At 73.5% G+C, this 21,135-nt stretch carries 23 protein-coding genes and 1 riboswitch; of the genes, 8 read left to right on the top strand and 15 right to left on the bottom strand.

Annotated features, from left to right (window positions below):
• Positions 1 to 9 precede the first annotated feature (9 nt).
• Complete coding sequence (locus tag ABZ573_RS27105; protein ID WP_358121819.1) at positions 10 to 834, bottom strand: TIGR03943 family protein; 825 nt, start codon at positions 832 to 834, stop codon at positions 10 to 12.
• Complete coding sequence (locus tag ABZ573_RS27100) at positions 831 to 1,832, bottom strand: permease (RefSeq protein ID WP_192581572.1); 1,002 nt, start codon at positions 1,830 to 1,832, stop codon at positions 831 to 833. Before ABZ573_RS27100 ends, ABZ573_RS27105 begins: the two co-directional genes overlap by 4 nt.
• Positions 1,833 to 2,032: 200 nt before the next feature.
• Positions 2,033 to 2,138: riboswitch (TPP riboswitch) on the top strand.
• Positions 2,139 to 2,211: 73 nt separating this feature from the next.
• Here ABZ573_RS27100 and ABZ573_RS27095 point away from each other — a divergent pair.
• The 4 genes from ABZ573_RS27095 (at position 2,212) to ABZ573_RS27080 (ending at position 5,282) form a co-directional block, all read left to right on the top strand.
• Positions 2,212 to 2,805: an ECF transporter S component gene (locus tag ABZ573_RS27095; RefSeq protein ID WP_132240395.1), complete on the top strand. Its 594-nt coding sequence runs from the start codon at positions 2,212 to 2,214 to the stop codon at positions 2,803 to 2,805.
• Positions 2,806 to 2,941: 136 nt separating this feature from the next.
• A complete protein-coding gene (locus ABZ573_RS27090; RefSeq protein WP_327029316.1) occupies positions 2,942 to 4,357 on the top strand; it encodes an ABC transporter ATP-binding protein in 1,416 nt (471 codons plus the stop codon).
• On the top strand, positions 4,354 to 4,485 hold the full coding sequence (locus ABZ573_RS27085; RefSeq protein WP_255474683.1) for a hypothetical protein: 132 nt from the start codon (positions 4,354 to 4,356) through the stop codon (positions 4,483 to 4,485). Before ABZ573_RS27090 ends, ABZ573_RS27085 begins: the two co-directional genes overlap by 4 nt.
• Positions 4,482 to 5,282: an energy-coupling factor transporter transmembrane component T gene (locus ABZ573_RS27080; protein WP_358121816.1), complete on the top strand. Its 801-nt coding sequence runs from the start codon at positions 4,482 to 4,484 to the stop codon at positions 5,280 to 5,282. Before ABZ573_RS27085 ends, ABZ573_RS27080 begins: the two co-directional genes overlap by 4 nt.
• A 164-nt stretch (positions 5,283 to 5,446) precedes the next feature.
• On the opposite strand, the gene ABZ573_RS27075 is transcribed toward ABZ573_RS27080, so the two are convergent.
• Positions 5,447 to 5,683: a hypothetical protein gene (locus tag ABZ573_RS27075; RefSeq protein ID WP_151452831.1), complete on the bottom strand. Its 237-nt coding sequence runs from the start codon at positions 5,681 to 5,683 to the stop codon at positions 5,447 to 5,449.
• A gap of 554 nt (positions 5,684 to 6,237) precedes the next feature.
• Here ABZ573_RS27075 and gndA point away from each other — a divergent pair.
• Positions 6,238 to 7,680, top strand: a complete 1,443-nt coding sequence (gndA, locus tag ABZ573_RS27070) for an NADP-dependent phosphogluconate dehydrogenase (RefSeq protein WP_358121814.1) — start codon at positions 6,238 to 6,240, stop codon at positions 7,678 to 7,680.
• A gap of 147 nt (positions 7,681 to 7,827) precedes the next feature.
• On the opposite strand, the gene ABZ573_RS27065 is transcribed toward gndA, so the two are convergent.
• The 3 genes from ABZ573_RS27065 to recO form a co-directional block, all read right to left on the bottom strand.
• On the bottom strand, positions 7,828 to 8,013 hold the full coding sequence (locus ABZ573_RS27065; protein WP_311413809.1) for a hypothetical protein: 186 nt from the start codon (positions 8,011 to 8,013) through the stop codon (positions 7,828 to 7,830).
• 64 nt (positions 8,014 to 8,077) lie between these two features.
• On the bottom strand, positions 8,078 to 8,881 hold the full coding sequence (locus ABZ573_RS27060) for an isoprenyl transferase (protein WP_327031280.1): 804 nt from the start codon (positions 8,879 to 8,881) through the stop codon (positions 8,078 to 8,080).
• Between the two features lie 8 nt (positions 8,882 to 8,889).
• The gene (recO, locus tag ABZ573_RS27055) at positions 8,890 to 9,732 is read right to left on the bottom strand and encodes a DNA repair protein RecO (RefSeq protein ID WP_327029319.1); all 843 of its coding nucleotides are present in this window, start codon (positions 9,730 to 9,732) and stop codon (positions 8,890 to 8,892) included.
• A gap of 100 nt (positions 9,733 to 9,832) precedes the next feature.
• On the opposite strand from recO, the gene ABZ573_RS27050 reads away from it, so the two are divergent.
• On the top strand, positions 9,833 to 10,663 hold the full coding sequence (locus ABZ573_RS27050) for a DUF4097 family beta strand repeat-containing protein (protein WP_151452827.1): 831 nt from the start codon (positions 9,833 to 9,835) through the stop codon (positions 10,661 to 10,663).
• On the opposite strand, the gene ABZ573_RS27045 is transcribed toward ABZ573_RS27050, so the two are convergent.
• The 8 genes from ABZ573_RS27045 to ABZ573_RS27010 all read right to left on the bottom strand — a co-directional run bounded on the left by ABZ573_RS27045 (position 10,650) and on the right by ABZ573_RS27010 (position 18,136).
• Positions 10,650 to 11,816, bottom strand: coding sequence for an acyltransferase (locus ABZ573_RS27045; protein WP_151452826.1), 1,167 nt, complete (start codon positions 11,814 to 11,816; stop codon positions 10,650 to 10,652). The genes ABZ573_RS27050 and ABZ573_RS27045 overlap by 14 nt on opposite strands.
• A gap of 175 nt (positions 11,817 to 11,991) precedes the next feature.
• Positions 11,992 to 12,888 (bottom strand): GTPase Era, encoded by an 897-nt coding sequence (gene era / locus ABZ573_RS27040; RefSeq protein ID WP_151452825.1) that lies wholly within the window; start codon positions 12,886 to 12,888, stop codon positions 11,992 to 11,994.
• On the bottom strand, positions 12,885 to 13,271 hold the full coding sequence (locus ABZ573_RS27035; protein ID WP_101412356.1) for a cytidine deaminase: 387 nt from the start codon (positions 13,269 to 13,271) through the stop codon (positions 12,885 to 12,887). The genes era and ABZ573_RS27035 overlap by 4 nt, the downstream gene beginning before the upstream one ends.
• Positions 13,264 to 14,676 (bottom strand): hemolysin family protein, encoded by a 1,413-nt coding sequence (locus tag ABZ573_RS27030; protein WP_358121834.1) that lies wholly within the window; start codon positions 14,674 to 14,676, stop codon positions 13,264 to 13,266. The genes ABZ573_RS27035 and ABZ573_RS27030 overlap by 8 nt, the downstream gene beginning before the upstream one ends.
• Entirely contained in the window at positions 14,652 to 15,125 is a 474-nt protein-coding gene (gene ybeY / locus ABZ573_RS27025; RefSeq protein WP_132240405.1) for an rRNA maturation RNase YbeY, read from the bottom strand. Before ybeY ends, ABZ573_RS27030 begins: the two co-directional genes overlap by 25 nt.
• Positions 15,126 to 15,140: 15 nt before the next feature.
• Positions 15,141 to 16,196 carry a PhoH family protein gene (locus ABZ573_RS27020; protein WP_151452823.1) on the bottom strand — a complete coding sequence of 352 codons (1,056 nt, stop codon included), beginning with the start codon at positions 16,194 to 16,196 and terminating at the stop codon, positions 15,141 to 15,143.
• Positions 16,197 to 16,403: 207 nt separating this feature from the next.
• A complete protein-coding gene (locus ABZ573_RS27015) occupies positions 16,404 to 17,780 on the bottom strand; it encodes a serine hydrolase domain-containing protein (protein ID WP_151452822.1) in 1,377 nt (458 codons plus the stop codon).
• Positions 17,777 to 18,136: a histidine triad nucleotide-binding protein gene (locus ABZ573_RS27010; RefSeq protein WP_327029320.1), complete on the bottom strand. Its 360-nt coding sequence runs from the start codon at positions 18,134 to 18,136 to the stop codon at positions 17,777 to 17,779. Before ABZ573_RS27010 ends, ABZ573_RS27015 begins: the two co-directional genes overlap by 4 nt.
• A gap of 93 nt (positions 18,137 to 18,229) precedes the next feature.
• Here ABZ573_RS27010 and ABZ573_RS27005 point away from each other — a divergent pair, with 93 nt between their 5' ends.
• A complete protein-coding gene (locus tag ABZ573_RS27005) occupies positions 18,230 to 18,991 on the top strand; it encodes an SDR family oxidoreductase (RefSeq protein ID WP_327029321.1) in 762 nt (253 codons plus the stop codon).
• A 74-nt stretch (positions 18,992 to 19,065) separates the two neighbouring features.
• On the top strand, positions 19,066 to 19,974 hold the full coding sequence (gene ppk2, locus ABZ573_RS27000; protein WP_151452819.1) for a polyphosphate kinase 2: 909 nt from the start codon (positions 19,066 to 19,068) through the stop codon (positions 19,972 to 19,974).
• A 193-nt stretch (positions 19,975 to 20,167) separates the two neighbouring features.
• Here ppk2 and ABZ573_RS26995 read toward each other — a convergent pair whose 3' ends face one another.
• Positions 20,168 to 21,133 carry a hypothetical protein gene (locus ABZ573_RS26995; protein ID WP_358121808.1) on the bottom strand — a complete coding sequence of 322 codons (966 nt, stop codon included), beginning with the start codon at positions 21,131 to 21,133 and terminating at the stop codon, positions 20,168 to 20,170.
• Positions 21,134 to 21,135 lie beyond the last annotated feature (2 nt).

The raw sequence follows: 21,135 nt of genomic DNA, 5'->3' as shown, positions 1-21,135 counted from the left end.
GCCCACCTGTCACTCGTACTGTTGCCGGGGGACGGGCACCTGCCGCCAGGACTCCACGTCCAGGTAGGGAATCTCGGCGTCGTTGACCGGGTCGCGGGCGATGCGGTCGCTGTAGCGACCCGTCACCTCGATCCAGGTGTCGTCGGCGAGCCCGTCGGGGGCCGCGCCGGTCAGGCCCAGCTTGACCGGCCGCCCGTCGGCGGCGCAGCAGGAGAGCACCATCCGGGCCAGCAGCGGCCGGCCGTCGGGGCCGGTGGTGACGAAGCCGGTCAGCTGGACCCGGCGCTCGCCGATCGAGGTGCCCCGGTCGAACAGGGCCCGGGAGGCGTAGTCGAGCACGGTCACCCGCACCGGGTCGCCGGCGGGCAGCGGCGGATAGTCGGACGGCTGCTGCCGGGTGGTGACGGCGGTGCCGGCCTGACCGGCCGCGTACGAGCCCAGGGCCGGCGGGGCGACCAGCAGCAGGCCCAGCACGGGCAGGATCAGCAGCCAGCCGACCCGCGGCTCGTGGTGGCCGTGCCCGTCGTCACCGCCGTGCCCGTCGTAGCCGTCGTGCCCGTCGTAGCCGTCGCCGTGAGCCTCGGGGCCGGGTGTGCGCCGGGGCCGCCACCCACCGGCCGGGCCGTCGTGGTGGCCGGCGGGCGTGCGCCGCAGGAGCGGGCGCAGCTCGTAGAAGAGGGTCATGACCGCGGCGGCCACCAGCAGCAGGCCGGCGGCGATCAGGAAGGGCCGCAGCCCCTCCTTGACGTAGCGCAGGTGCAGGTCGGTGAGGCTGGCCCGGACCACCGCGCCGCCGAGCAGCAGCAGGACGACGGCCTGCGCCTGCCGGTTCACAGCAGCACCGCCCCGGTCACGGCGGCCACCGCGACGGCCACCGCGAAGGTGGTCGGGGCGAACCGCAGCGCGAACCGCCGGCCGAAGACTCCGGCCTGCATCGAGATGAGCTTGAGGTCGACCATCGGCCCCACCACCAGGAAGACCAGTCGGGAGGTCAGCGAGAACTGCGACAGCGAGGCGGCGACGAAGGCGTCCGCCTCGGAGCAGAGGGAGAGCAGCACGGCGAGCGCGGCCAGCGCGAGCACCGACAGCACCGGCTCGTCGGCGAGGGTCTGCAACCAGCGCTCCGGCACCACGACGTTGATCGTGGCGGCGGCCGCCGCGCCGATCACCAGGAACCCGCCGGCGTGCGTGACGTCGTGCCGGACCGCCCCCCAGAACGCCCGCCCGCGCGGGCCGCCGTCCAGCTCCGGCCGGCGCGGCAGCCGGATCCAGTCGGCCCGGCCGAGGCGCAGCCACAGCCAGCCCATGACCATCGCCACGAGCAGGCTCGCGACGGCCCGGCCGAGGACCATCGCCGGGTCGTCGGGGAAGGCCACGGCGGTGGCGGTCAGCACGATCGGGTTGATCGCCGGGGCGGCGAGCAGGAACGCCAACGCGGCGGCCGGGGTGACCCCGCGCCGGATCAGCGACCCGGCGATCGGCACCGCCCCGCACTCGCAGCCGGGCAGCACCACGCCGGCCGCGCTGGCCACCGGCACCGCGAGCGCGGGGTGACGCGGCAGCGCCCGGGCCCAGAACGACCGGGGCACGAAGACGGCGATCACCGCGGAGAGCAGCACCCCGAAGACCAGGAACGGCACCGCCTGCACCATGACCGAGACGAAGACGGTGGTCCAGGTCTGCAAGCGGGGCGCGGAGAGGGCCCGGGCGAGCGGCTCGCGGAAGACGACCAGCAGGATCAGCAGGCCGGCGAGGACCTCCACCGACCCGACCCGCCGGTCCGGGCCGCGGGGCGCCGCCGGCTTCTCCTCGCGTACGCCCGGGGCGGCCACGCCCACCGCGCCCGGGTGCGACCCGTCCGGCGCGCGGCGGTCAGCCTCGGATGTCACGTACGTGTCCCTCTGCCGGATTCCCAGTGGCCGCCCGAGAGTACCGGGCCGGAATCGACGCCGTCGATCGACTGCGCTGGTGAGCTGCGGAAAGATCACTTTGCCCGATGATCTTCAAAGGTGTTAGCGTCGGGCCACAACTTCACATCCGACAGGGGAGCGCACAGCGCTGAGAGTGCGGGCACCGCCCGCAGACCCTCGAACCTGATCTGGGTAATGCCAGCGCAGGGAGTTCGGTCGACCTCCAGCCGCGTCGACGTCCGGCACGTTCCGGGCGCGGCGTGCGTCTTCTCCTGGTTCTCGTTAGGGACTGGGAGCAATCATGCGAGACAACAACACCGCCACCCGGTGGCGTACCGTCGATGTCGTCGTCGCGGCCGTGATCGCGGTGGCCTTCGGCGTCATCTTCTGGGCCTGGGGCCTGCTGTGGCGGGCCGTCGACCCGGCGTTCGCGTTCTTCCCCGCCAGCCAGGCGATCATGTACGGCGTGTGGCTGGTCCCGGCCGTCCTCGGCGGTCTGGTGATCCGCAAGCCCGGCGCGGCGCTCTTCTGCGAGGCGGTGGCGGCGACGGTCTCCGCGCTGCTCGGCTCGGAGTGGGGCGGCGTCACCATCGTCCAGGGCCTGATCCAGGGGCTCGGCGCCGAGTTGGCCTTCGCCGCGTTCCGGTACCGCTCGTTCCGGCTGCCCACCGCGCTGATCGCGGGCGCGCTGACCGGCCTCGGCGCGGCCCTGTTCGACTTCTTCGTCTGGAACAGCGAGTACGCCCTGGGCAGCTACCGCATCCCGTACGCCCTGCTCACCATCGTCAGCGCCACGATCGTCGCGGGTGCCGGCGGCTGGGCCCTGACCCGCGCCCTGGCCACCACGGGCGCCCTCGACCGCTTCCCCGCCGCCCGAGACCGCACCCCAATCTGACCCACCCCCTCTCCCCACCCACCTCACCCCCACGACCCGGCGCGTTGATCATGAAGTTGTTGCCACGACACGCCGTGCCGAACGACAACAACCTCATGATCAACGCCCGCGGGCGGGCAGGAAGGAAGGGGGCGGCGTGGGGGCGGTGACGTTGCGGGGGTTCGGGTGGCGGCATGCCGGACGGCGGGCCTGGGCCGTACGCGGGGTGGACCTGCGCGTCGAGGTTGGCGAGCGGGTGCTGCTGCTGGGGCCCTCCGGGGCCGGCAAGAGCACGCTGCTCGCCGCGCTGGCCGGGCTGCTGCCCGAGGACTCGGGCGAGCAGGAGGGCACCGTCGAGATCGACGGGCTCGACCCTCGCAAGGGCCGGGAGCGGGTCGGCATCGTCTTCCAGGACCCGCAGACCCAGCTCGTGATGGCCCGCAGCGGCGACGACGTGGCGTTCGGGTTGGAGAACCGCGGCACCCCCGCCGGGGAGATCTGGCCCCGCGTCGACGAGGCGCTGGCTCGGGTCGGTTTCCCGTACCCCCGGGACCGCCACACGGCCGCGCTCTCCGGCGGCGAGCAGCAGCGGCTCGCCCTGGCCGGGGTGCTGGCCCTGCGCCCCGGCCTGCTGCTGCTCGACGAGCCGACCGCCAACCTCGACCCGACCGGCGCGGCGCTGATCCGGGCGGCGGTGGCCGGCGCGCTCGACGCCGACACCACGCTGATCCTGGTCGAACACCGCGTCGCCGAGTCGTTGCCCCTGGTCGACCGGGTGGTCGTGCTCGAACCCGGCGGCGGCGTCCGCGCCGACGGCACGCCCGAGGCCGTCTTCGGTACGCACGGCGACGCGCTCGCCGACGAGGGCGTCTGGGTGCCCGGCCGCCCGGTACCACCCCGCCACGCGACCGCGCCGCCCGGCGACGTGTTGCTCACCGCCGACCGGCTCGGCCTGCCGCCCCGGCTGGCCCCCGTCGACCTGGCGGTACGCGCCGGCGAGGCGCTCGCCGTCGTCGGGCCCAACGGGGCCGGCAAGTCGACCCTCGCCCTGCTGCTCGGCGGGCTGCTCAAGCCCGGGGCCGGCCGGATCGCGGCGACGACGGCACTGGCCGGAGGCGACGCCCGCACGCCCCCGCACCGCTGGCGCGCCCCGGCACTGGCCCGCCGGATCGGCTCGGTCTTCCAGGACCCGGAGCACCAGTTCGTCACCAACACCGTCTTCGACGAGCTGGCGCTCGGCCCGCGCCGCACCGGCCAGCCCGAGACGGCGGTCCGGACCACCGTCGACACCCTGCTGTCCCGGCTGCGGTTGACGAAACTCGCCGCCGCCAACCCGTACACCCTCTCCGGCGGGGAGGCGCGGCGGCTGAGCGTGGCGACCGCCCTGGCCACCGCGCCCCGCCTGCTCGTCTGCGACGAACCGACCTTCGGCCAGGACCGGCGGACCTGGCTGGAGCTGGTGGACCTCTTCGCCGAGCTGCGCGACGCCGGGCACGGCCTGGTCGCCGTCACCCACGACCCGGAGTTCGTCGCCGCCCTGGCAGATCGCCGCCTCACCCTGGAGCGCCCGTGACCAGCGACCGAACCGCCGCACCGGTCACCCACCCGGACCGTCGCCCCGCCCTGGGGGCGGGCGTGACCAGCCCGAACGCCGCACCGGTCACCCACCCGGATCGCCGCCGCACCCTGGGGCGGGCGTGATCAGTTTCGAGCCGGTCGCCGCGCCGAAGGCGTTGCTGGCCCGGCGCAACCCGGTGGCCAAGCTCGCCGCGGCGCTGGTGTTCTCGTTCATCCTGATCGCCACCCTGGACCCGGTGGCCCCGGCCATCGCGATCGCCGTCGAGTTGGCCCTGCTGCCGCTGTTCGGGGTCCGTTTCCGGGTGTTGGCGCGGCGGGCCTGGCCGCTGCTCGTCGGCGCGGTCGGCGTGGTGGTGACGCTGGTGCTCTTCGCCGCCGAGCGCTCCGGCCGGGTCCTGGTCGAGGCCGGCCCGGTGGTGGTCACCTCCGGGGTGCTGCTCACCGCGCTCGGCCTGGTGCTGCGCATGTTCGCGGTGGCGCTGCCCGGCGTGATCGTCTTCGCCACCACCGACCCGACCGACCTGGCGGACGCGCTGATCCAGAACGCGAAGGCACCGGCCCGGTTCGCCATCGGGGCGCTGGCCGCGTTCCGGCTCGTGCCGCTGCTGGGGCAGGAGTGGCAGATGATCTCCATGGCGCGTCGCGCCCGGGGGGTCGAGGCCGGCCGCAACCCGCTGGCGAAACTTCGGCTGTTCGTGTCGACGGCCTTCGCGCTGCTCGTCGGGGCGATCCGCCGGGGCACCCGGCTGGCCGTGGCGATGGACGCCCGGGGCTTCGACGCCGGGGTCCCGCGCACCGTCGCCCGGCGACAGCGCTTCGTCGCCGCCGACGGCCTGCTGATCGCCGGCGCGGCGGTGCTCGCCGGGGCCGCGCTGACCGTCAGCGTGCTGCTCGGCACCTTCCGCCCGCTGATCGGCTGACGCCGCCCGTTGATCGGCGGGCGGGCCCGGGTGGAGGCGCCGACCGGGCGCGCAGCGGGCTGGTCGTCCGGCGAGCGGGCCGGGCGGAGGCGCATGCCCGGGTGGTCGGGCGCGGGCGGGCCGGGTGGAGTCGCCGGTGACGACGCTCCACCCGGCCGGCACCGTCAGCTGCGCCGGAAGGCGTACCGGCGGGCCTGCCCGGCCTTCTGGCCGCGCAGCGGGCCGGAGCGGCCGGCGCCGGAGACCGGCGGACCGGCCTTCGGCGCCGTCGGTCGGTCGACCGGCAGCGCCGGCACGACCGGCGCGACCGCCACCTCGTCGAGGTTGACGGGCGTCAGGTCCGCGACGGACGGCGTGGGGACGGTGGTACGGGACTTCTTCGGGTTGCGCCTGGCGGGCATCCGGTGCCTCCTCGGTCTGCGGGCCCTGCCGCACCGGAACGACGTCCGGTGACCGGGGCCCGCCTCGTTCGGCGACCGTCGCGCGACGGTCGGGCGGGATCGGGACAGCTGCCCGGGATCGGCCACGAGGAGCACCGCCGTTCGACGGCAGGTGCGGAATGCGGACGCCCGGGAGCACGCGGACCCGCGGCGATGCGGCGGCGGGTCGGCTCGGAAGTGGGGCGTCAGTTGCGCATGCCCACACGCTAGCCGCCCGACCGGTCGCGCGCACCCGAATTACCGGCGGGGATCCGCAGCCGGTCAGTAGGGCCCCGCGGAGGCCGCCCGGCGGGATCCGCGGCCGGCCGGCCGCTCGCGTCCCACGAGGCCGCCCGGCGGGGTCCGCAGCCGGCCGGCCGGGCCCCGCGGAGGCCGCCCGGCGCAGGATCCGGCCGGCCCCCGCGCCCTTCAGGACGACAGCCACGTGGCGGTGACGGGGTGCCCGACACGCTCTCCGGGCCGCCCCGCAGGCGATACGGTCGCACCGGCGGTTGTCGACGGCGGAGGGTGGACGGATGGCCGGGCGGGCGACGGCACGGATCGGCGTGACCGGGCTGGCGGTGATGGGCCGGAACCTGGCCCGCAACCTGGCCCGCAACGGTTTCGCCGTGGCGGTGCACAACCGGTCGCCGGAGCGCACCCGCGACCTCGTCGCGGAGCACGGGGACGAGGGGACGTTCCTCCCCGCCGAGTCGATGGCCGACTTCGTCGCGTCGCTGGAGCGGCCCCGGGCGGTCATCGTGATGGTCAAGGCGGGCGGCCCCACCGACGCCGTGGTCGACGAACTGGTCCCGCTGCTCGACGCGGGCGACATCGTCGTGGACTGCGGCAACGCGCACTTCGCCGACACCCGCCGGCGGGAGGAGGCGCTACGGGCCCACGGCCTGCACTTCGTCGGCACCGGCGTCTCCGGTGGCGAGGAGGGCGCCCTGCGCGGCCCGAGCATCATGCCGGGCGGATCCGCGGAGTCGTACCGCACGCTCGGGCCGATCTTCGAGCGGATCGCCGCCCAGGTGGACGGGGTGCCGTGCTGCCGGCACATCGGGCCGGACGGGGCCGGGCACTTCGTCAAGATGGTGCACAACGGCATCGAGTACGCCGACATGCAGCTCATCGCGGAGGCGTACGACCTGCTGCGGGCCGGACTGGGCGCGCAGCCGGCGGAGATCGCGGAGATCTTCCGTGGCTGGAACTCCGGCGAGCTGGAGTCCTTCCTGATCGAGATCACCGCCGACGTGCTGGCGCACACCGACGCGGCCACCGGGCGGGCGTTCGTGGACGTCGTGCTGGACCGCGCCGAGCAGAAGGGCACCGGCCGCTGGACGGTGCAGAGCGCGCTCGACCTGGGCATCCCCATCACCGGCATCGCCGAGGCGACCTTCGCCCGCTCGCTCTCCGGGCACGCCGACCAGCGCAAGGCGGCCCGGCAGGCGTTCCCGGACGCGGGCGCGACCTGGCGGGTCGAGGACCCCGACGGCTTCGTCGAGGACGTGCGCCGCGCCCTGCTCGCCTCGAAGATCGTCGCGTACGCGCAGGGCTTCGACCACATCCGCGCCGGCTCCCGCGAGTACGACTGGGGCATCGACCTGGGCGGCACCGCGACGATCTGGCGGGGCGGCTGCATCATCCGGGCCCGTTTCCTCGACCGCATCCGCCAGGCGTACGACGAGCGGCCCGACCTGCCGACGCTGCTGGTGGCGCCGTGGTTCGCGGACACCGTGAACGACGGCGTGCCGAGCTGGCGGCGGGTGGTGGCCGACGCGGCGCGGGCGGGCGTGCCGGCCCCGGCGTTCGCCTCGTCGCTGGCGTACTTCGACGCGCTGCGCGCCCAGCGGCTGCCGGCCGCCCTGATCCAGGCGCTGCGGGACAACTTCGGGGCGCACACCTACCAGCGCGTGGACCGCGAGGGCACCTTCCACACCCGCTGGCCCACCGACCGCACCGAAACCAAAACCTGACCCCCACCCAAACCCAAACCCCCGACCCGCGAGCCGATCATGCACTTCTGATGGTCGGAACGCCCCGGTGTGGGGCTTTCGCGGGGCACCACGACTGCATGATCGACGAACGGGTCGGGGGTGGGGTCAGGTCACGGCTGGGTTGGGTCAGAAGAAGCGGCGGCGCTTCGCCTTCTGGGGGCGGAGCATGTCGGCGCCCTTGGTGAGCAGGCGGCTCACCCCGGTCGGGCCGCGGCGGGCCTCCAGCGTGTGGCTGAGCCGGCGCGCGCCCGCCGCCGCCAACGGCACGGCGACGGCCATCATCGCCCACTGGGCAATACGCTTCTGGATCATGTGGGTTCACCTCCGTCGGTGGCTGCTGACCACCGTGGTACCCCGTACGACCGGGCGGTAAGCCTCAGGCGGGCGGCGGGGCGACCGGGTTGGGCAGCGCGCCGCCGAAGCGACGGTCCCGCTGCGCGTACAGCTCGCAGGCGTACCAGAGGTGGCGGCGGTCGAAGTCGGGCCAGAGCGTGTCGAGGAAGATCAGCTCGGCGTACGCGGTCTGCCAGAGCAGGAAGTTCGAGATCCGCTCCTCGCCGGAGGGACGCAGGAACAGGTCCACCTCGGGGATCTCCGGGTGGTAGAGGTACTTCGCGACGGTCTTCTCGTTGACCTTCCCGGGGTCCAGCCGGCCCGCCGCCACGTCGCGGGCGATGGCGGCGGCGGCATCGGCGATCTCGGCCTGACCGCCGTAGTTGACGCAGAACTGGAGGGTCAGCGTCGAGTTGCCCCGGGACATCTCCTCCGCCGTCTGCAACTCGGAGATGACGCTCTTCCAGAGCCGGCCGGCCCGGCCGGACCAGACCACCCGCACCCCCAGGTCGACCAGCTGGTCACGGCGGCGGCGGATGACGTCGCGGTTGAAGCCCATCAGGAACCGGACCTCGTCCGGCGAGCGCCGCCAGTTCTCGGTGGAGAAGGCGTACGCCGACAGGTAGGGGATGCCCAGCTCGATGGCGCCCTCGACCGTGTCGAAGAGGGAGAACTCCCCCGCCTCGTGGCCCTTGGTGCGGGGCAGCCCGCGATCCTTGGCCCACCGGCCGTTGCCGTCCATCACCACGGCGACGTGCTTCGGCACCGCGTCGGCGGGCAGCGCCGGCGGCCGGGCGCCCGACGGGTGCGGAGTCGGCGGCACCGGCTCGCGACGGCCGGCCCTCATCGATCGGATCACTCAGTTCTCCCCCTGTTCACGCCGTCCGCACCGGACCCGGCGCCAGGCGACGGCGGGACCGGACCGGCCCCCGGGGCGCCCCGGTCGACCAGCGGCAGCGAGCGTAGCGCGCGCTCCAGGTGCCACTGCAGGTGTGCCGCGACCAGCCCGCTGCACTCCCGGCGTACGCCGGTCTCGGTGGCGTCGGCGACCCGCCAGTCGCCGCTGGTCAGCGCGGACATCAGGTCGATGGTGGCCGGGGCGGGATGGGCCGCGCCGGGCGGCCGGCAGTCCGGGCAGACCGCGCCACCCGCCGGTACGGAGAACGCCCGGTGCCGCCCCGGCGTGCCGCAGACGGCGCAGGCGGTCAGCGCCGGCGCCCAGCCGGCGAGCGTCATGCCCCGCAGCAGGTACGCGTCGAGCACCAGGGTGGTGGCGTGGCTGCCCTCGGCGAGCGCCCGCAGCGCGCCCAGGGTGAGCTGGAACAGCCGCAGCGAGGGCTCCCGTTCGACGGGGGTGAGCCGCTCGGCGGTCTCGGCGATCGCGTTGGCCGCCGTGTAGCGGGGATAGTCGCCGAGGAACCGCTTGCCGTAGAGGTCGATGCCCTCGACCTGGCTGACCGTGTGCAGCGAGCTGCCCAGGTTGCCCTTCGGGTCGCCGGCGAGCTGGAGGTCGACGTGACCGAACGGCTCCAGCCGGGCCCCGAACTTGCTGGTGGTGCGGCGGATCCCCCGGGCCACCGCGCGGAGCCGGCCGTGCCGGCGGGTGAGCAGGGTGATGATCCGGTCGGACTCGCCGAGCTTCTGCGCACGCAGGACCACCGCGTCGTCGCGGTAGAGCTGTCGGCGGTACCCGGCCATCGGACCATTCTCTCTCGGGGTGCGGAATCAGGGTCAGCTCGGGGTGTCCGCGCGCGGAACCCCGATGCGCGGGGGCCGTCACGCCTCGTAGCGTGCTCGCATGGCTCTGCACCGCACCGCCGCCGCGCTCGCTGCGGCCACCACCCTGATCGTCGCCGCCGGGTGCGACAACCTGTCCTTCCGCCGGCTCGACTACGACAACACCGAGGCGGTCCGGATCAGCAGCATCCGGGTGCTCCCGGGGGCCGGCGACGTGACCGTCCGCGCCATCGGCGCGCAGGACGAGGTGCGGATCAAGCGGGTGGTGCGCTACCAGGGCGGTCAGCCCGACGCGACGTACGAGATCAAGGGCGGCGAGCTGGTGCTGGACACCGACTGCGGTTCCCGGTGCAGCATCTCCTACGAGGTCACCGCCCCGGACGGGGTGAGCGTGAAGGGCGAGACCGGCTCCGGTGACGTCGACCTGAGCAGGGTGGGCCCGGTGGAGATGCGGCTCGGCTCGGGCAACATCCGGGTGACCGCCTCCAGCGGCCCCGTACGCGCGGAGACCGGCTCCGGCAACATCCAGGTGGCCGGCGCCGGCGGGCCCGTACGCGCCCAGACCGGCTCCGGCAACGTCGAGGTCGACGAGGTCGCCGCCGCGGTCACGCTGCGTACCTCGTCGGGCGACATCACCGGGCACCGCCTCGGCGGCGGGGTGGACGCGGAGACGGGCTCGGGGGACATCGCCGTCGACCTGACGACGCCCGCCTCGGCGCGGGTGCACGCCTCCAGCGGGAGCGTCGATCTGGTCGTGCCGGCGGGCCGCTACCGGGTCCGCTCCAACACCGACGGCGGCGACGCCGAACTGGGCGTCACCGACGACCCGTCCGCCACGCTGGTGCTCGACCTCTCCACCGGCAGCGGCGACATCAGGGTCACCCAGCGTTGATCTCGACGGTCTCCGGCTCCCGCGCGGCCCGGGGCGCCGGCACCACCGCCCGCCCGCTGACCGGTCCACCGGCCCTGCCGTCGACCCCGTGCCGGGTGGCCGGTCCGCCGGTCCTGCCGTCGGCGGCCGCGTCGACGGTGGCCGGGCCGGGGCGGGCCCGGCCCGGGACCAGCTCCGGCGGCCTGCGGGCGGCCACGTCCTCCACCCAGCCGACGAGGGCGGTCACCGCCGCGACCAGCGCGAAGACCAGCGCCACCCGGATCGCCAGGCCGAGCGGGTCCTGGTGCGACCAGCCCACCACGTCGACCAGCGGGGTGAGCGCCACCACGAACGGCATGTGCCACAGGTAGACGGTGAGCGCCCGCCGGTTGAACATGGTCACCACCCGGCCGAACGCGGCGCTGCGGTCCACCCAGGGTGCGCTCGCCGGACCCCGACCGAGCAGCACGAGGACGAAGGCCGCCGACCAGAGGGCGTTGCCCAGGGGGTTGTCGTTCAGGTCGTACCCGCGCGGTCCGGGGTGGGTGACGATCCAGGCGGCCCCGGCGGCGGCGAGGGCCAGCGCGACCGGGACCAGCACCCGGTTGGCGAGGCGGCGCAGCATGCCGGCCTGGTGGGCGAAACCGAGCAGCCAGGCCCCGAAGTAGAGCCCGAACTGGTGCAGCGCCACCGGCAGCGCCGGGAGCAGGCCCAGTTCGGCCGCCGCGAGCAGGGCGTACGGGGCGATCAGGGTGGGCACCGGGGCGCGCCGGAACAGCCAGAGGGCCACCGGCGAGGCGAGCACGAACCAGAGGTAGTCGCGCAGGTACCAGATCACGCTGAGCGCGATCGCGCCCCAGCCGTTGGCCGGCGGGTCGGCGATGGGGAAGAGCCAGAGCAGCACCTTCGGGCTCAGCGGCAACCCGGTGAGCAGCATGGCCGGCACGAAGACGGCGGCGAGCACCCACAGCGACGGCAGCAGGCGCCGCAGCCGGCGCACGACCGCCCCCGGCCCCCACCGGTGCAGTGAGGCCGCCATCAGCGAGCCGGCGAGCGCGAACATCACCGACATCGCCGGGAAGACGAGGGTCAGCGTGGCCCAACCGGTGACGTGGTAGACGACGACTCGAACGATGGCCAGGAAGCGGAGCAGGTCCAGGTATCGGTTTCGCATCAGCCTGCATCTATGTCCGGGGATACGGGGGCTGTCTTACCCCCTACCCTCCGGGCCGAGCACGCCAAACAGAAGAGAACCCACCAGAAGGTGACATCTTCCATACGTCCGACCGATACCGATCATGCGTCGGACGGGCTCTGGGCCGGGACGCGGCGCGTCCCGGCCCCTGGCGTCAGAAGCCCAGCTTGCGCAGCTGCTTCGGATCCCGCTGCCAGTCCTTCGCCACCCGGACGTGCAGATCGAGGTAGACCCGGGTGCCGAGCAGCTCCTCGATCTGCCGGCGGGCGGTGGTGCCGACGTGCTTGAGCCGGCTCGCCCGGTGGCCGATCACGATCGCCTTCTGGCTGGGGCGCTCGACGTAGACATCGGCGTAGATCTTCATGAGCCGGCCCTCGGGGACCATCTCCTCGACGACCACCGCGATGGAGTGCGGCAGCTCGTCGCGGACGCCCTCCAGGGCGGCCTCCCGGATCAGCTCGGCGACCAGCACCTGCTCCGGGTCGTCGGTGAGCATGTCGTCGGGGTAGAGCTGCGGCGACTCGGGCAGGTAGCCGGTCATCACGTCGACCAGGGTGTCCACCTGGTGCCCGGAGACCGCGCTGACCGGCACCACCTCGGCGAACTCACCCAGCTCGCTGACCGCGAGCAGTTGCTCGGCCAGCCGCTTGCGGTCCACCAGGTCGGTCTTCGTGACCACCGCCAGCACGGTGGCCTTCAACTCGGCCAGCTCGCCGGTGATGAACCGGTCACCCCGCCCGATCGGCTCGTCCGCCGGGATGCAGAGGCCGATCACGTCGACCTCGCTCCAGGTCTGCCGGACCAGGTCGTTGAGGCGCTCGCCGAGCAGCGTACGGGGGCGGTGCAGGCCCGGGGTGTCGACCAGCACGAGCTGGGACTCCGGGCGGTGCAGGACGGCCCGGATGATGTGCCTGGTCGTCTGCGGCTTGTTCGAGGTGATGGCGATCTTCTGCCCGACGATCGCGTTGGTCAGCGTCGACTTGCCGGCGTTCGGCCGGCCGACGAAACAGGCGAACCCGGCCCGGTAGGGGCGCGGCTGGAGATCGCTCACTCGACCACCGTGCCGAGGACGGACCCGTCCGGGGCGGCCACGTGGATCGGCGCGTCCGCGGCGAGGTCGCGTACCGCCGCGTGCCCCGCGCCGTCCAGCGTCGACGCCTCGGTGACCACCACGGCCGCCTCCAGCCGGGTCGCGCCGGCCGCCACCGCGGACGCCACCGCGAGCTGGAGCGCGGTGATCGTCAACGACGGCAGCGACACGCTGGCCGCCGCGTACGTCCGACCGTCCTGGTCGCGGACCGCCGCGCCCTCCACGGCGCCCACCCGGCCACGCGCGCCCCGCGCCAGGACGACCAGCTTGCCGTCCTCGGCGCTCAGCTCGACCGGGTCGGACGGGGTGGGCCGGGCGGCCGGTACGGCGGGTGACTCAGGCATCGGCGGGTTGCCTCTCCTCGGATCGGTTCGTGTCGTCCCGGGGCTCGGCGTGCTCGCCACGCCCCGGGCCGTTCTGCGTGTCGGTCGACTCCGCCCGGTTCACCAGCACGGTGTCGATCCGGTTGCGTCGGCCGGTGGTGCCCTCGGCGACCAGCTGGAGCCCGGCGACCTCGACCTGCGCCCCGGGGATCGGGACCCGGCCCAGGGACTGGGCCAGCAGGCCGCCGACGGTCTCCACCTCGTCGGTGGGGAGGTCGGTGTCGAACAGCTCGCCCAGATCCTCCACCGGGAGCCGCGCGGTCACCCGCACCGCCCCGTCGTCGAGGTGCTCGACCGGCGGGCGCTCGACATCGTACTCGTCGGTGATCTCACCGACGATCTCCTCCAGGATGTCCTCGATGGTGACCAGCCCGCCGGTGCCGCCGTACTCGTCGACGACGATGACCAGGTGGTTGCGGGCGGCCTGCATCTCCGAGAGCAGGTCGTCGACCGGCTTGGACTCGGGCACGAAGGTGGCGGGGCGCATCAGCTCGGCGACCGGGAGCTGCCGGTCCTCCGGGGCACCGCCCTGGGTCCGCCGGATCAGGTCCTTGAGGTAGAGCACGCCGAGCACGTCGTCGACGCTCTCGCCGATGACCGGGATGCGGGAGAAACCGGAGCGCAGGAAGAGCGCCAACGCCTGGGAGAGCGTCTTGCGCTCCTCAATCCACACCATCTCGGTACGCGGCACCATCACCTCCCGGGCGATGGTGTCGCCGAGCGCGAAGACCGAGTGGATCATCTGCCGCTCGCCGTGCTCCACGACACCGCGCTGCTCGGCCAGGTCGACCAGCTCGCGCAGCTCCACCTGGGTGGCGAACGGGCCCTCCCGGAAGCCCCGGCCCGGCGTGACCGCGTTGCCGATCAGGATCAGCAGCGAGGCGAGCGGGTTGAGCGCCCGGCCCAGCCAGCGGACCAGCGGGGCGACGGACCGCCCGACCACGTACGCGTGCTGCCGGCCGATGGTCCGGGGGCCGACCCCGACCACCACGAAGCTGATCACGGTCATCGCGCCGGCGGTGACCAGCGCAGCGCGCCAGCCCGCGCCGAAGGTGTCGACCGCGACCAGCGCCACCAGGGTGGTGGCGGTCAGCTCGGCGAGCAGCCGCAGCAGGAGCAGGAGGTTGAGGTGGCGGACCACGTCCCCGGCGACGGCCTGGAGCGTGCGTGCGCCCCGCGCGCCGTCGCGGGCCAGCTCGGCGGCACGGGCGGGCGAGACCGCGGCGAGGGCCGCCTCGGTCATGGCGATGAGGCCGGCCAGCACCACCAGGCCGGCCGCGAAGACCAGCAGTTGCAGGTCGGGCAGGCCGGTGGCGGCGGCCGCCAGTGTCGGGGTGGCCATCACCGGGACCGGGTCGACCGCCAGCTCGCCAGCAGCCGGGCCTGGAGAGCGAACATCTCCCGTTCCTCCTCCGGCTCGGCGTGGTCGTAGCCGAGCAGGTGCAGCACCCCGTGCACGGTGAGCAGGTGCAGCTCGTCGGCGGCGGCGTGACCGGCGGTGGCCGCCTGCTTGGCCGCCACCTCCGGGCAGAGCACGATGTCGCCGAGCAGTGCGGGCTCGCCGCCGGCGGCGGACGTCTCACCGGGCCCGTGGTCGACGCTGCCCTCGTCCATGGGGAAGGCGAGCACGTCGGTGGGGCCGTCGCCGCCCATCCACCGGTGGTTGAGCTCGGTCATGTAGTCGATGTCGACCAGCAGCACGGACAGCTCGGCGAGGGGGTTGACCCCCATCTCGTCGAGGGCGTGCCGGGCCACGGCGAGCACGGCGTCGGTGTCGACGTCGACACCCGACTCGTTGGCGATCTCGATGGACAACAGTCTTCCCTCGGTCTAGCGGCGCCGGCCGGCCCGGCCGCCCTGGGCGGACCGCCCCGGCACGGCGTGCACGCTCTGCGCCTGCTGGTTCTCCCGCTCGTCCCAGCGGGCGTACGCGTCGACGATCTCCCCGACCAGCCGGTGGCGGACCACGTCGGAGCTGGAGAGCTCGGCGAAGTGCACGTCCTCCACGTTCTCCAGGATCTCCCGGACCACCCGCAGGCCGCTGGTCGTGCCGCCGGGAAGGTCCACCTGGGTGACGTCACCGGTGACGACGATCTTGGAATTGAAGCCGAGCCGGGTGAGGAACATCTTCATCTGCTCGGGCGTGGTGTTCTGCGCCTCGTCGAGGATGATGAACGCGTCATTTAGGGTTCTTCCCCGCATATATGCCAGCGGCGCGACCTCGATCGTGCCCGCTGCCATCAGCTTGGGGATGGAGTCGGGGTCGAGCATGTCGTGCAGCGCGTCGTAGAGCGGGCGCAGGTAGGGGTCGATCTTCTCGTTGAGCGTGCCGGGCAGGAAGCCGAGCCGCTCGCCCGCCTCGACCGCCGGCCGGGTGAGAATGATCCGGCTGACCTGCTTGGCCTGCAACGCCTGGACGGCCTTCGCCATCGCCAGGTAGGTCTTGCCGGTGCCGGCGGGGCCGATGCCGAAGACGATGGTGTGCGCGTCGATCGCGTCGACGTAGCGCTTCTGTCCCAGCGTCTTGGGACGGATGGTGCGGCCGCGCCGGGAGAGGATGTTCAGCGTCAGGACCTCGGCGGGCCGCTCGGCGCCGCCCTGCTCGAGCATGCCGACGGTACGCCGCACGGCGTCAGTGGTCAGGGTCTCGCCTTTCTCGATGAGTTCCAGCAGCTCGCTGAAGATCCGCTCGGCGAGGGCGTTGTCGGCGGGGGCGCCGGTGATGGTGATCTCGTTGCCCCGGACGTGCACGTCGCTGTCGACCGAGCGCTCGACCAGTCGCAGGATCTCGTCACCCGCGCCGAGCAGGTTGACCATGATCTTGGAATCCGGGACGGTGATCCTGGTCTGCACCCGGGGCGGGCCGGGAGGTGGGGTGCCGGTCATAGGTCGGGCCGAGGGGCCCTGCGCACCTGCTCTCGATCTCGGCGCCGGCCTGCTGGCGCGGCGCGCTGACGTTACTGCCATCTTATCTTTCCAACAGCGGTGGCACCCTGCCCATTTCCGCGCGTGGGGCACGAGCGGACCGGTCACCTCTTCCGCGGCCGGGGCGGACCGGACGGGGCAGGTCCTCGGCCCGTCCGGTCGCGCGCGTCAGGAGCCGGCTCGGAAGTCGTACCGCTCGAAGGTCTCCTGGTGCCGGGTGAACCGGTAGGTCGCCCAGTGCATCCGCACCACCGTGCCGTGCTCGTCCCGGGTCAGCCGGAGCAGCTCCCCCGCCTCCCGGCCGGAGACCGTGCGGAACACGTCCGGCCGGTCCGGCAGCGCGACGAAGACCGACGGCGGCTTGCCCGCCGGATCGTCGGCGCCCCGGGCCCGCAGCTCGCCGTCGTGCCAGGAGAAGACGTACTCGAAACCCTCCCCCCACCAGCGGCCGAGCAGCCCGCGTACGCCCTCGGGGGCGGGCGGGCCCGGCTGCCACGGTGTGACGTCGGCGGGGTCGTGCTCGACCGCGGCAGCCAGCAGCCGGTGCGGCAGGTCGAGGACCTCGCCGGCGGTGCCGGAGGAGCCCAGCACCGCGACGCCCATCGCGCCGGGGGTGCCTTCCCCGCCCCGCCGTCCGTAGACGCTGGCCAGGAAGCCGGGCATCGCGCCGTAGTGCCCGACGTGCATGATCCGTTCGCCCTGCGGCACCAGGATCAGGCCGAGCCCGAAGCCGTCGGCCCAGAGCGTCTCGTCGGTGACCGTCGCCGGCCAGCGCATCTCCTCCAGCGTGGCCGGGGCGAGCACCGCGCCGGCCGGGTCCAGCGCCGCCGGGTCGGCGAGGAAGGCCGCCCAGCGGGCCATGTCGGAGGCGGTGCTCCAGAGCTGCGCCGCCGGGCCGACCGCCCCGAAGTCGGTCGGCGGCTCGGGGCGTGCCTCGTCGGAGTAGGCGTCGACCAGGAACCCCGTCGCGGCGTGCGGCCCGGGTTCCGTCGAGGTCCCGGCCAGCCCCAGCGGGGTCAGCACCCGCTCGGCGAGCACCTCCGCCCAGGTGCCGCCCCGCAGGTGGCCGACGAGCCGGCCGAGCAGCGCCATGCCGAGGTTCGAGTAGTGGTAGCGGCGGCCCGGGGGCAGCACCCGCTCGGCCCGGGCCAGGTCGGCGACCAGCCCGTCGGCGTCCGGCATGCGCAGGGTGTCCCAGACGTCGCCGTACGGCTCGCGTTGCAGGCCGGCGGTGTGCGACAGCAGCCGGCGCACCGTCAGCTCGCCGTGGGCCGGCGGGTCCAGGTGTCGGCCCAGCGGGTCGTCGAGGTCCAGCAGGCCGTCGTCGCGGCACTGGAGGGTCAGCACGGCGGTGAGCGTCTTCGTGACCGACCCGATCCGGAACCGGGTGCCCGGCCCCAGCTCGGTGTCGTTGCCGGTCCCGCCGACGGCGCACGTCCAGAGCGGGCGGTCCGCCCGGTGCAGGGCCGCCGACACCGCCGGCACCCGGGCCTGCGCCTGGACCGTCCGGACCATCCGCGACAGGCGGTCGTCGACCACCGTCACGCGAGGTTCCGGGCCAGCATCGGGCCCAGCGGCGCCCCGCCGAGCACGTGCGCGTGCACGTGGAAGACCTCCTGGCCGCCGTACGCGCCGGTGTTGAACATCAGCCGGAAGCCGTCGCCGAGCAGTCCCTCGTCCTCGGCCACGGCGGCGGCCGTGGCGAGCACCTCCCCGGCCAGCGCCGGATCGCCCTGGGCGAGCGCCGCCACGTCGGCGTAGTGCTCCTTCGGGATGACCAGCACGTGCACCGGCGCCTTCGGGTCGATGTCGCGGAAGGCGAGCGTGGTGGCGGTTTCCCGGACGATCGTGGCCGGGATCTCCCCGGCGACGATGCGGCAGAAGAGGCAGTCGGTTCCCATGCGGGGCAGTGTAAGGAAGGGCACCTGTCAACGCCTTCGGTAGCGGAAGGGTCCCTTCCTCGCACCGGGGGTGGGCCAGGCATGATGGCCGGCGTGACTTCACGGGCGGTACTGGTGACGGGAGCCTCGCGCGGCATCGGGCGGGCGGTGGCGACCGCGTTCGCGGCAGGCGGCGACCGGGTGGCGATCCACCACCGGGACTCGGCGGAACTGGCCGGGGGGCTGCGCGCCGAACTGCCCGGCGAGGGGCACGTCGTGGTCCGCGCCGACCTGACCGACCCGGACGCCGTACGGGCCATGGTCGACGAGGCGGCCGGCCTGCTCGGCGGGCTCGACGTACTGGTCAACAACGCCGGGGTGTACGGCGAGCGGGACGCCCCGCACCCGGTCTTCGGCGCCTCCTACGAGCAGTGGCGCGCGCAGTGGCGGCAGGTGCTGGAGACCAACCTGACCGGCGCGGGCAACGTCATCTGGTGCGCCGCGCAGCACATGCGCGACCGGGGCGGCCGGATCGTCAACGTCTCCTCCCGCGGGGCGTTCCGGGGCGAGCCGGAGCAGCCGGCGTACGGGGCGAGCAAGGCGGGGCTGAACGCGCTGGGACAGTCGCTGGCGGTGGCCCTCGCCCCGTACGGCATCACGATCGCGACGGTCGCCCCGGGCTTCGTGGAGACCGACATGACCACCGGACACCTGAGCGGGGAGCGGGGCGCCGCGATCCGGGCGCAGAGCCCGTTCAACCGGGTGGCCCGCCCCGAGGAGATCGCCGCCGCCGTGCACTGGCTCGCCTCCCCGCAGGCGGAGTGGGCCTCCGGCACCATCGTCGACCTCAACGGCGCCTCCTACCTGCGCAGCTGACCGGCTTCGTTCCTCAACAAACTCCCAGCGTGGCGGGGGTGACGGTGGGCAGTGCCGGGGTAAGGGTTGCCGGCATGACGGACAGCGTGCTGGACCTCACCGACGACTACCAGGTGGTCGACGGTCACGACGACGATCCCGTACTGCTGCGCCCGGACGGCAGCCCGGTGGACACCTGGCGGGAGGACTACCCGTACGACGAGCGCATGGAGCGCACGGAGTACGACCACCACAAGCGGCTGCTCCAGATCGAGCTGCTGAAGCTCCAGGACTGGATCCGGGAGTCCGGTGAGCGGCTCGTGATCCTCTTCGAGGGGCGCGACGCGGCCGGCAAGGGCGGGACGATCAAGCGCTTCATGGAGCACCTCAATCCGCGCGGCGCGTCGGTGGTGGCCCTCGCCAAGCCGAACGAGCGGGAGTCCACCCAGTGGTACTTCCAGCGGTGGCTCGGGCACCTGCCGGCGGCCGGCGAGATCGTGCTGTTCGACCGGTCCTGGTACAACCGCGCCGGGGTGGAGCGGGTGATGGGCTTCTGCACCCGCAAGGAGTACCTCGAGTTCCTCCGCCAGGCCCCCGAACTGGAGAGGATGCTGGTGCGCTCGGGCATCCGCCTGGTCAAGTTCTGGTTCTCGGTGTCCCAGAACGAACAGCGCACCCGGTTCGCCGTCCGCCAGGTGGACCCGGTGCGGCAGTGGAAGCTCTCCGACATGGACATCGCCTCGCTCGACAAGTGGGACGAGTACACCGAGGCCAAGGAGGCGATGTTCTTCTACACGGACACCGCCGACGCACCGTGGACGGTGCTGAAGAGCAACGACAAGAAGCGGGCCCGGATCGAGGCGATGCGCCACGTACTGAGCCGCTTCGACTACTACGACAAGGACCACGAGGTGGTCGGCGTACCGGACCCGCTGATCATCGGCCCGGCCGGGCTGGACCTGGACCCGGAGGAGCAGACGGTGCACGTCTTTCCCAGGCTCTGACCCCCGCCGGACGCGCGCCCCGATCATGCCGGACGAGATGTCCTGGCCGGCGACGGTCAAGGACGGGCCCCGCACCGCTGGTGACCGACCCGTCGGGCCGCGGCCTCCGGGCCGGAGGTCACCGTCGTCGCGGTCAGCCCACAGCAGGGTACGAAAGGATCTGTCCTGTATCGAATACAGGCTGGCTCACGATTCAGTGCAGCCGGAGTGTCCGGCGGACCGTGACGACGAGCAGGACGACAGCGCCGCCGACCAGCAGGAGGGCCTGGAGCGACTGGAACAACCAGAATCGACTGGCTGGATGGACGTCGAAGGCCGCCTGGTATCCCTTGGCGAGCAGGCAGTCTTGTTCGGCGAGTTCGGCCCGGCTCGACGACGGGTCGACGCCGGCGGCGGGTGGGCACACGCTGGACAGCGCGCCGTCCGCCACCCGGCCGTCCGGGGCCACCCGCATCTCGGCGACGATGACGTCCCCGTTGGCGATGAGAGCGTCCCGGCTCACGCCGACCTGCCGGTCCGGCTTGGCGTAGAGGTCGTGACTGACGATGACCGCAGGGATGGCAACGGCGATCACCGCCACGGTGACCGCCATGGCCGGCACGGTGCGGCGCAGGATGGCGCTGGTGGCGGCGCCGACTGCGAATGCGAAGAGCCACCACGCGGCAGGCGCGAGGCCGACGATGTTGAACTTGCCGGGGTTGGTGAAGGAGGAGTCAGGGAAGGCACCCTCGAACACCGCGTTCCACCGACCGACCATCACCGCCAGGGCTGCCCCGGCGACCACGACGGCCACGCACAGCAGGCCAAGCTTGGCGAGGATCCAGCGTAGCGTCGTCACGGACTGGGTCCAGGCCATGCGGAACGTGCCGCGCTCCATCTCCCGAGCCACGAGGGGCGCACCCCAGAAGGCACCGATCAGTGCCGGTCCCACCAGGGGCAGGTAGCCGAAGACCTGGTAGACGGCGTGGTAACGGTCGAACATCCCGCGGTTGAAGTCGTGACACACCGGCGACGATCCCGGGCAACCGTCGGGAGCGTGGCCTGCCGCCCACGAGGTGGCTTCGAGGGCGGAGACCAGGAGTGTCCCGCCGAGCAGAATCAACGCCCCGAACGTGACCAGCAGCTGGGCGCGGTGCTGACGGTAGGTCAGCCAGACCATCT

The sequence above is a fragment of the Micromonospora sp. NPDC007220 genome, assembly GCF_040634035.1.
GTDB classification, from domain to species: domain Bacteria; phylum Actinomycetota; class Actinomycetes; order Mycobacteriales; family Micromonosporaceae; genus Micromonospora; species Micromonospora reichwaldensis.
Note: the sequence above shows the minus strand (reverse complement) of the source record. Positions and strands in the feature narration are given on the sequence as shown.